This is a genomic window from Syntrophorhabdus sp., from assembly GCA_012719415.1.
Lineage (GTDB): Bacteria > Desulfobacterota > Syntrophorhabdia > Syntrophorhabdales > Syntrophorhabdaceae > Delta-02.
On the sequence record JAAYAK010000301.1, the window covers coordinates 1 to 9,031 of the forward strand.

Annotated in this window: 4 protein-coding genes; all 4 read right to left on the reverse strand. The window is 59.8% G+C overall.

Annotated elements, in window-relative coordinates; translation table 11 throughout:
- Positions 1-2,717 (reverse strand): PAS domain S-box protein (locus GXX82_16970; GenBank protein NLT24738.1); only part of this gene is annotated, 2,717 nt, incomplete at its 3' end.
- A gap of 244 nt (positions 2,718-2,961) precedes the next feature.
- Entirely contained in the window at positions 2,962-5,742 is a 2,781-nt protein-coding gene (locus tag GXX82_16975; GenBank protein ID NLT24739.1) for a pyruvate, phosphate dikinase, read from the reverse strand.
- Between the two features lie 9 nt (positions 5,743-5,751).
- Positions 5,752-7,827, reverse strand: a complete 2,076-nt coding sequence (locus GXX82_16980; protein NLT24740.1) for a glycine--tRNA ligase subunit beta — start codon at positions 7,825-7,827, stop codon at positions 5,752-5,754.
- Positions 7,828-7,876: 49 nt separating this feature from the next.
- A complete protein-coding gene (locus tag GXX82_16985) occupies positions 7,877-8,749 on the reverse strand; it encodes a glycine--tRNA ligase subunit alpha (GenBank protein NLT24741.1) in 873 nt (290 codons plus the stop codon).
- Positions 8,750-9,031 lie beyond the last annotated feature (282 nt).

Consider the following 9,031-nt stretch of genomic DNA (forward strand, 5'->3'; position numbering starts at 1 on the left):
ATGTCCACGGACACGCCCAGGACGGCGGGGGTCTCGGTTCCGGAGAACGTGAAAGGGATCTTGATGGTCTCGAGATACCGCACGTTCCCCTGCGCGTCGGTGATGGGCTCGTCGGGAATGTATTTTCTCCTGCCCGCGATCATCACGTCGAGGTCGTCGTTCCTGAAATGCCTCACCTCTTCATCGGATGGCGAGAAGCTGGCATCCACCCTGCCGATCAGGCCCTCCACCGTGGTGCCGTAGCTGTCAGCGACGGCCTTGTTGGCAAGGATGAACCTTCCGTCGATGTCCTTGGCGAAGATGAAATGGGGCACGAGGTCGATGATCTGCCTGAGGCGCTTCTCTCCCTGTTTGAGGGCCTCTTCGGCCCGGGTACGCTCCGATATGTCTATGATGATCCCCCGGTAGCCGGTGAGCTTGCCTTCTCTCATGATCCTTGTGACGTAGATGATAATGGGGAACCGGGTACCGTCCTTTTTGACGGCCGCGTACTGATTGCCGACCGAAGGGCCGCCTTCGGCCACCTTTTGAAGGTTTGCGATGGCCCTCGAGCGGTCTTCCGGAGCTATGTGGTCGAAGCAGTTGAACCCATCGGGAAAGTCGCTTTCCCTGTACCCGAAGAATTCGAATGCCTGCTTGTTCACGAAGATGACGGAACCTTTCGGATCGATCTCGAAGATCACCTGGGGCATGAGCTCCGCTATGTCCCGGAACTTCCGCTCGCTCTCCCTGAGCTGTTCCTCCGCGCGCTTGGATGATGTTATATCGAGGAGCACTCCATTGAACCTCAGGGTGTCACCGACCCGCGAGGGACGGGACATGCCGACGAAGGACATGACCTCTCCCGTCGGTTTCATGAAGTCGCCTTCGAATTGCCAGTCCTGTTCCCTCGCGACGGCCTCCCTGATCGAGTCGAGGAATGCCTCCCGGCAGTCGGGGCTGAGCCCTTCGAGGAAACGTTCGAAGGGGCGGGACGCGTCGGTTTCGATGCCAAAGAGTTCCTTCGAGGTTTGACTGATGTAGGAAAGACCCATCTCTCCGTCCTGTTTGGCGTAAAACTGATAGATGACTCCGGGAATGCGGTCAGCGATGTCCTGAAAGAACTGTCTGCTTTCCGAAAGCTCTGCCTCGGCCTTCTTCCGCTCCGTGATGTCGACGATGATCCCCCTGAATCCGACAAGGCGGCCTTCATCCATGATCCGCGCGACATGGATTATGACAGGGAATGAGGTGCCGTCCTTCCTGAGGGCGGTGTACTCGTTGCCCGCGGACGTTCCCCCCAGGGCTATCCTCCCGAGGTTCTCTGTCATGGCTGGAAGATCTTCGGGCACAAAGAGGGAAAAGGCGTCGATGCCCCGGGAGAGGTCCTCTTCGTCATATCCGAACATCTCGAAGGCCTGCCTGTTGGCGAAGGTGATCGTTCTATTCTTGTCCATCTCGAAGATGACCTGGGGAACGGATTCCGCGAGGTCCCTGAACCTTCGTTCCCGTTCCCGGAGCTCCCTGTCGGCCTTTTTCAGCTCCGTGATGTCGACAAGAACGCCGCGCAGGCCCGTCAGTTCACCCTGGCTGAAGATGGCGGTGGTATAGATGATGGCAGGGAAAGTGCTGCCATCCCTTCTCTTCACCGTGTATTCATTGCCCGCCATCTCTCTTTCCCCGACAAGGATCTTCGCCACGTTTTCGCGCACCCTCGCGTGTTCGCGCTCAGGCAAAAGATCCATCGCCGTCACGGTACCTGCAAGCAACTCCTCCTCAGTGTAGCCGAAAAGCTCGAGCCCCCGCCTGTTGGCGTAGGTGACGACACCATTTGGGTCCTGCTCGAAGATGACCTGCGGGGAGAGCTCAGCAATGTCCCGGAACTTCCGCTCGCTCTCCTTGAGCTTTTCCTCGGTCTCTTTTCTTCCCGTTATGTCGACGATGATGCCCCGCCACCCGGCGAACCTCCCGCCTTTCATGATGCGCGCGACGTGGGCTATGACGGGGAAGGTGGTGCCGTCCTTCCTGATGGCGGTGAACTCGGTTTCCGTCGACGGTGTGCCCTCGGCTATTGCCTGAAGGGTTTGCCTGATCCTGGGGAGGTCGGCGGGGTGGACAAGGTCGAGGCCCATAATGCCCTTCCTGAGATCCCGGGGCGTGTATCCGTAAATGTCGTAGGCCTGCCTGTTGACGAAGGTCACCATGCAGTCGGCATCCATCTCGAAGATGATCTGGGGAACGAACTCGGCGATGTCCCGAAAGCGGCGCTCGCTTTCCCGGAGGTCCTTTTCGGCCCTTCTTCTCTCGGCGACCTCTCTTCTCAGCTCCGCAAGGGCGGAGTCGCCTGACTCTCTCCCGTCCCGGGAGAGGTTGAAGGCGGCTGCCGGAGCGCTTCGTTGGCGGGCCTTGTGAAAGAGCCCCCAGAGGAAGAGGGCCTCTTCGGCGTCGAGTTCCTGTTCCGTGACGGTCTCCTCCATCGCGGCTATGATACCGGAGAGAAAGGATGGGGATGAGCCCGGTGCCGTTGCGTGGGTGTCCCGGCAGGCATCTATGGAGCCCATGAACCCTTGCGGGTCCATCGTATTGAGACTGTCGGCCAGCCCTTCGACAAGAAGACGTACCGCTGCGGTGTGCTTAGCCGCCCCGGTGGAACTCTCTCCCGTCGCGCGCCGCAGGCGCTCGATGCACTGCTCTGTGAATCTTTCGGGGTCTTCACGCAGGGATAAGGATCTTTCCATGGAACTCCACTGATGCTCTTGCGGGCGATGGCCGACTCGCGCGCCTTCCTCCGGGTGCCGCAAAGAGAACCATTAGTGTTATCGGCCAGACGGCGGAATGTTTAATGGCGACGGAGAGACGGAAGGGAGGAAAGAACACGGAAGAAGTGGAGTGGAATATACGGGGCATTCTGGTCGGCGAGCGGGAAAGAAAAGAACAGGCCCCGCGGGTCGTGCCGGACCCGCGGTACCTGTCGAAGGGATACTATTTTTTCTTTGCCGCTTTTTTCGGCTTTGCCTGTTTCTCCTTGAGAGCTGCCCGGGCGGCGGCCAGCTTTGCTATCGTGACGCGGAAGGGCGAGCAGCTGACGTAGTCAAAGCCCGTCCTGTGGCAGAACTCGACGGAATTCGGTTCGCCGCCATGCTCGCCGCAGATCCCGATCTTGAGGTTCTTACGGACGCCGCGGCCCAGGGCCACGCCGAGTTCTATGAGCCTTCCCACACCAACCTCATCGATCCTCTGGAAGGGGTCAAAGGTGTAGATCTCTTTCTTCACGTAGTCGCTCAGGAACTTGCCGGCGTCGTCGCGGCTCATGCCGAGGGTCATCTGGGTGAGGTCGTTCGTCCCGAATGAGAAGAACTGGGCCTCCTCGGCGATCTCATCGGCCGTGATGGCCGCGCGGGGTATCTCGATCATGGTGCCGATCATGTAGTCTATCTTCACCTTGTTCTTCTTGAGTATTTCGCTGGCAACGTCTTCGACGATCGCCTTCTGAAGCTTGAGCTCGTTGATGTTGCCGACAAGCGGTATCATGACCTCGGGCTTCACGTTCGTGCCCTTCTTCTTCACCTCGCAGGCGGCCTCGAAGATGGCCCGGGCCTGCATCTCGGTGATCTCGGGGAAGACGATGCCGAGGCGGCAGCCGCGGTGCCCGAGCATGGGGTTCGCCTCGTGGAGGCTTTCCACCTTGGCGAGGACCTTTTCATAGGAGATACCCATCTTCCTGGCGAGTTCCCGCGTCTCTCTCTCGGTGTGGGGGAGGAATTCGTGGAGAGGCGGGTCCAGGGTCCTTACGGTTACGGGAAGGCCTTTCATGACCGTGAAGAGACCTACAAAGTCCTTCTTCTGGTAAGGCAGCAGTTTCGCGAGCGCCTTCCGTCTGCCCGCCTCGTCGTCGGCGATGATCATCTCGCGGACTGCGTCGATGCGGTTGCCCTCGAAGAACATGTGCTCCGTCCTGCAAAGGCCTATGCCCTCGGCGCCGAAGGATACGGCCACCGCTGCCTGGCCGGGCTGGTCGGCGTTCGTCCTGATTCCCAGCCTGCGGGCCTCGTCGGCCCATTTCATGAGGAGGGCGAAATCCTGGTAGATCTGCGACTTTGAGGGCTTCAATGTCTTGTCGATCATGACCTGGAGGACTTCCGAGGGCTTGGTCTTGATCTGGCCCGCGAAGACCTCTCCCGTCGTGCCGTCGATGGAGACGTATTCGCCTTCCTTGATGGTCTTCCCGTTGACCCTGATGACCTTCTTCGCGTAATCGATATCGAGGTCGCCGCAGCCGGCCACGCAGACCTTCCCCATCTGGCGTGCCACGAGGGCGGCGTGGGACGTCATGCCTCCGCGGGAGGTGAGAATACCCTGGGAGGCGTTCATGCCGCGGATGTCCTCGGGGGAGGTGTCGATGCGGACGAGGATGACCTCCTCCTTCCGGGCGGCCCATGCCTCGGCGTCCTGCGCGTTGAAGACGACCTTGCCGGAGGCCGCGCCGGGACCCGCGTTAAGGCCCTTGGAGACGACATTGCCGGCCTTCAGGGCCTTCTCCTTCTCTTTCGGGTCGAAGATGGGACGCAATAACTGGTTGAGCTGGTCCGGCTCCACCCTCATCAGGGCCTCTTCCTTCGTGATGAGCTTTTCCTTGACCATGTCGACGGCGATCTTGAATGCCGCGAAGGCGGTGCGCTTGCCGGTGCGGGTCTGGAGCATCCAGAGCTTCTTGTTCTGGATCGTAAACTCCACGTCCTGCATGTCGCGGTAGTTCTTCTCCAGCGTGTTCCTTATCTTGATGACCTGTTTGTATATGTCCGGCCAGACCTCTTCGAGGGACTTGACGGACCTGTCGGTCTTCTGCTTCTTGTTGATGGGCAGCGGCGTCCTGATGCCGGCGACGACGTCCTCGCCCTGCGCGTTGATGAGGTACTCGCCGTAGAACTGGTCTTCACCCGTGGAGGGGTTCCTCGTGAAGGCGACCCCGGTGCCGCAGTCCTCGCCCATGTTCCCGAAGACCATGCACTGCACGTTGACGGCCGTTCCCCAGTCGCCGGGGATGTCGTTGAGCTGGCGGTACGCGACGGCCCTGTCGGTGTTCCAGGACTTGAAGACGGCGCCGATGGAGCCCCAGAGCTGTTCCATGGGGTCCTCGGGGAAGGTCACGCCGAGTCTCTGCTTGATGGCCTTCTTGAATTCCTTGACGAGGTCCTTGAGGTCATCGACGGTGAGGTCCGTGTCGGAGGTGATCTTCCTCGCCTTTTTCTTCCTGTCGATGATCACCTCGAAGGGGTCGTGCTCGTGTTCGTTCGCGGGCTTGAGGCCGAGGACGACATCGCCGTACATCTGGACGAACCGGCGATAGCAGTCATAGGCGAAGCGGGGGTTCTTCGTGAGCTTCGCGAGGCCTTCGACGGTCTTTTCGTTGAGGCCCAGGTTGAGGACGGTGTCCATCATACCCGGCATGCTGACCCGGGCGCCGGACCGGACGGAGAAGAGAAGGGGGTTCTTGGGATCGCCGAACTTCGCGCCCATGATCTTTTCCATCTTCTTGATGTTCCCGGCGACCTCCTTCTCAAGGCCTTTGGGGAGCTTCATGCCGGCCTTGTAGAAGAGCGTGCAGACGTCGGTGGTGATGGTGAAGCCCGGCGGCACGGGTATGCCCAGGTTCACCATGTCCGCGAGGCCTGCGCCCTTCCCGCCGAGGAGGTTCTTGAGCTTGAGGTTGCCTTCAGCCTTCTTTCCGCCGAAGAAGTAGACGAATTTATTGCTTTTTGCCATATTTCCTCCTTATTCGAAGCGTATCTTTGAAAAATCAGCAAAGGTCAGGAACATGTTCCTGAGATGCGTGAGAAGTGCCAGCCTGTTCGACTTCACGGCCTCGTCCTTGTCCATGACGAAGACCTTGTCGAAGAAGTTGTCGATGGTTTCCTTGAAACCGACGAGGACCGCGAGGGCCCCATCGTAGTCGCGTTTCTCCATGAGCCCGTGAAAGGCGTCCTTCCGCGTGGCGCAGAGTTCAAAAAGCCTCTTTTCTTCCTCGAGGACGAGAAGGGCAGGATCGACGGCCGTATCTTCCGCGATCTGTTTCGTGATGTTGAAGACGCGCCTGAAGCCCACCATGAGGCGCTCGAAGTCGTCCATGGAGCTCTGGGTCTCCAGGGAGACGAGCCGCATGTAGCCGTCGTATATATCGCTCATCACGCAGGGGAGGACACTTTCAACGAAATCCTGGTTATGGTTCTCCTCCAGCATGGAGAACTTGAACCGCGTGGCGATGAACTCCAGGAGAGAGGCCTTCGTCTCCTCGAGGGTAAGCCTCTTCGGGATGCTCCCTCCCGCCTCGAAGGCCCTTTCGATAAGCGCGGTGAGGGGCAGGTGCATCTTCCTGTCTATGGCTATCTTGATGATGCCCAGCGACTGTCTTCTCAGGGCATAGGGGTCGAGGTTGCCCGTGGGGGTGATCCCGACGGAGAAGAAGGAAACGATGGAATCGATCTTGTCCGCTATACCGGCGATGGCGCCCGTCGCGGTGAGGGGCAGGCTGCCGTTGCCGCCCGTGGGCAGGTAGTGCTCCTCTATCGCGAGGGCCACCTCGTCGTCCTCTCCCTCGATGCGCGCGTAGATGCGCCCCATCGTTCCCTGCAGCTCGGGGAACTCCCCGACCATGTGGGTAACGAGGTCCGTTTTCATCACGGGGATGAGCCTTTCAAGTTTCCCGGCGACCCCGTGGTCGACGACGGACGCGAGGTATCCGGCGATGGCCTTTACCCTCTCCATCTTGTCCTTAAGGGTGCCGAGCTTGACGTGGAAGACGATGGAGGCAAGCCGTTCGTACCTGTCGGCGAGCTTTGCCTTCACGTCCTCGTCGAAGAAGAAGCGCGCGTCGGCGAGGCGCGCGCGGAGCACCTTCTCGTTTCCCCGTATGACGTTCGCGTCATCTTTCGGGGCCGTGTTGGCGAAGAATATGAAGTGAGGCAGGAGCCGTCCCGAGGCATCTTCGATGGGAATGTACCGCTGGTGGCTCTTCATGACGTTGACGAGGACCTCCTTGGGAATATCGAGGTACACCGCGTCGAAGGAGCCTTTCAGGGGATAGGGGTATTCGGTGATGTAGAGGATCTCCCTCACCAACTCCTCGTCCCGGAGCGCCTTTCCGCCGGTTGTTCCCTCGATGCGGGCGATCCCCTCGCGTATGATCTCCATACGCTCGTCTTCATTGACTATGATGTGGTTCTTCCTGAGGGCGTCGACGTATTCCAGGGGATGACCTATCCCGACCGGGCCCGGCGACAGGAAACGGTGGCACCAGCTCACGGGCGCGCTCGTGACATCGGCCACGGAGAACGTGACGGGCGTGCCGCCGAAGAGGCACAGGACCCACTGGATCGGCCGTGCGTACTCGAAGCTCACGGCTCCCCAGCGCATCTTCTTCTGGAAGGGGACGCGTGAGATGATGTCCGGCAGGAGGACGGGGAGCATCTCCACGGTGGGGACCCCCTTTTCCTCTTTCTCGACGGTCACGAATTCCACGCCGTCCTTGACACCCTTCGTGAGGTCGCCGACCTCGACCCCCTGGGAACGGGCGAAGCCGATGGCGGCCTTCGTGGGGTTTCCCGCTTCGTCGAAGGCGCGGTTGTACGGGGGCCCAAACTTGACTGTGACCGTCTCTGCCTGCTTTTCGGCGACGTCCTGCACGAAGAGCCCCATACGCCGCGGGGCCGTCTGGATGCTGATGTCGCCGAAGGCTATCCGGGCGCCGGCAAAGGCTTCCCGGATGAGGGCCGAAAGCCCCTCCTTCGCGGGCGTGAGGAAGCGCGCCGGTATCTCCTCCGTGCCTATCTCCAAAAGCAGAAATTCGCTCATGATGTTATTTCCTTGCCCCTCTCCCGCCGCCCCCAAGCGGAGTGACCCGCTATCGCTTGAGCAGGGGGAAACCGAGTTCTTCACGCTTCTGCACGTATAGTTCCGCGCACATCTTCGCGAGGTTCCTCACCCGCGCGATGTAGTTGGCGCGTTCCGTCACGCTGATGGCTCCGCGGGCGTCGAGAAGGTTGAAGACATGCGAGCATTTCAGGCAAAAATCGTAGGCCGGGTAGATGAGCCCCCGGTTCTTGACGAGCTTTTCACCTTCCCCTTCAAAGGTGTCGAAAAGGGTTCTGAGCATGACGGGGTCCGATTCCTCGAAGTTGTAGATGGAGAATTCCCTTTCGGGATCGAGGAAGACATCGCCGTAGAGGACGTTCTCGTTCCACCTGATGTCATAGACGTTGTCCACGTCCTGGAGGTACATGGCGATGCGCTCGGTGCCGTAGGTGATCTCGACGCACACAGGCGACAGGGTTATACCGCCAGCCTGCTGGAAATAGGTGAACTGTGTGATCTCCATACCGTCGAGCCACACCTCCCATCCGAGGCCCCAGGCGCCGAGCGTCGGTGATTCCCAGTCGTCCTCGACGAACCGGATATCGTGATAGTCGGTGTCGATGCCGAAACTCTTCAGACTGTCTATGTAAATGTTCTGAATGTCCTTCGGGGAGGGTTTCATGACGACCTGGAACTGGTAGTAATGCTGGAGGCGGTTGGGGTTCTCTCCGTAACGCCCGTCCGCGGGCCGCCGGGACGGCTGAATGTACGCGGTGTTCCAGGGTTCCGGCCCGAGACAGCGAAGGAGCGTGGCGGGATGGAACGTGCCCGCCCCGACCTCCATGTCGTACGGTTGCTGGACAATGCAACCTCTGTCGGCCCAGAATTTCTGCAGTGCGAATATGAGGTCCTGAAAGTACATGCCGGAAAAATCCACGTTTTCTATACCACAAAAGAAAGCGATTTGCCAATGATTTTCAGGTCGCAAGGTCTTTTCTGGGGAAAAGACCGTCGCAGGTCACACGTCTCACGTCACAGGTCTAAAGGCAAAAAAATCCGCTGCCGGGTCAACAATTGTGTTGACAACCGGTCCCCCTCGACCGTCTTTCTTTTGGCGACCTGCGACCTGCGACCTGCGACCTGCGACCTGCGACCTGCGACCTGCGACCTGCGACCTGCGACCTGCGACCTGCGACCTGCGACC

What these genes read in the sequence shown, in the direction of transcription:
- GXX82_16975 (NLT24739.1), bottom strand. Translation starts at nt 5,742, where the DNA reads ATGGCAAAAAGCAATAAATTCGTCTACTTCTTCGGCGGAAAGAAGGCT.
- GXX82_16980 (NLT24740.1), bottom strand. Translation starts at nt 7,827, where the DNA reads ATGAGCGAATTTCTGCTTTTGGAGATAGGCACGGAGGAGATACCGGCG.
- GXX82_16985 (NLT24741.1), bottom strand. Translation starts at nt 8,749, where the DNA reads ATGTACTTTCAGGACCTCATATTCGCACTGCAGAAATTCTGGGCCGAC.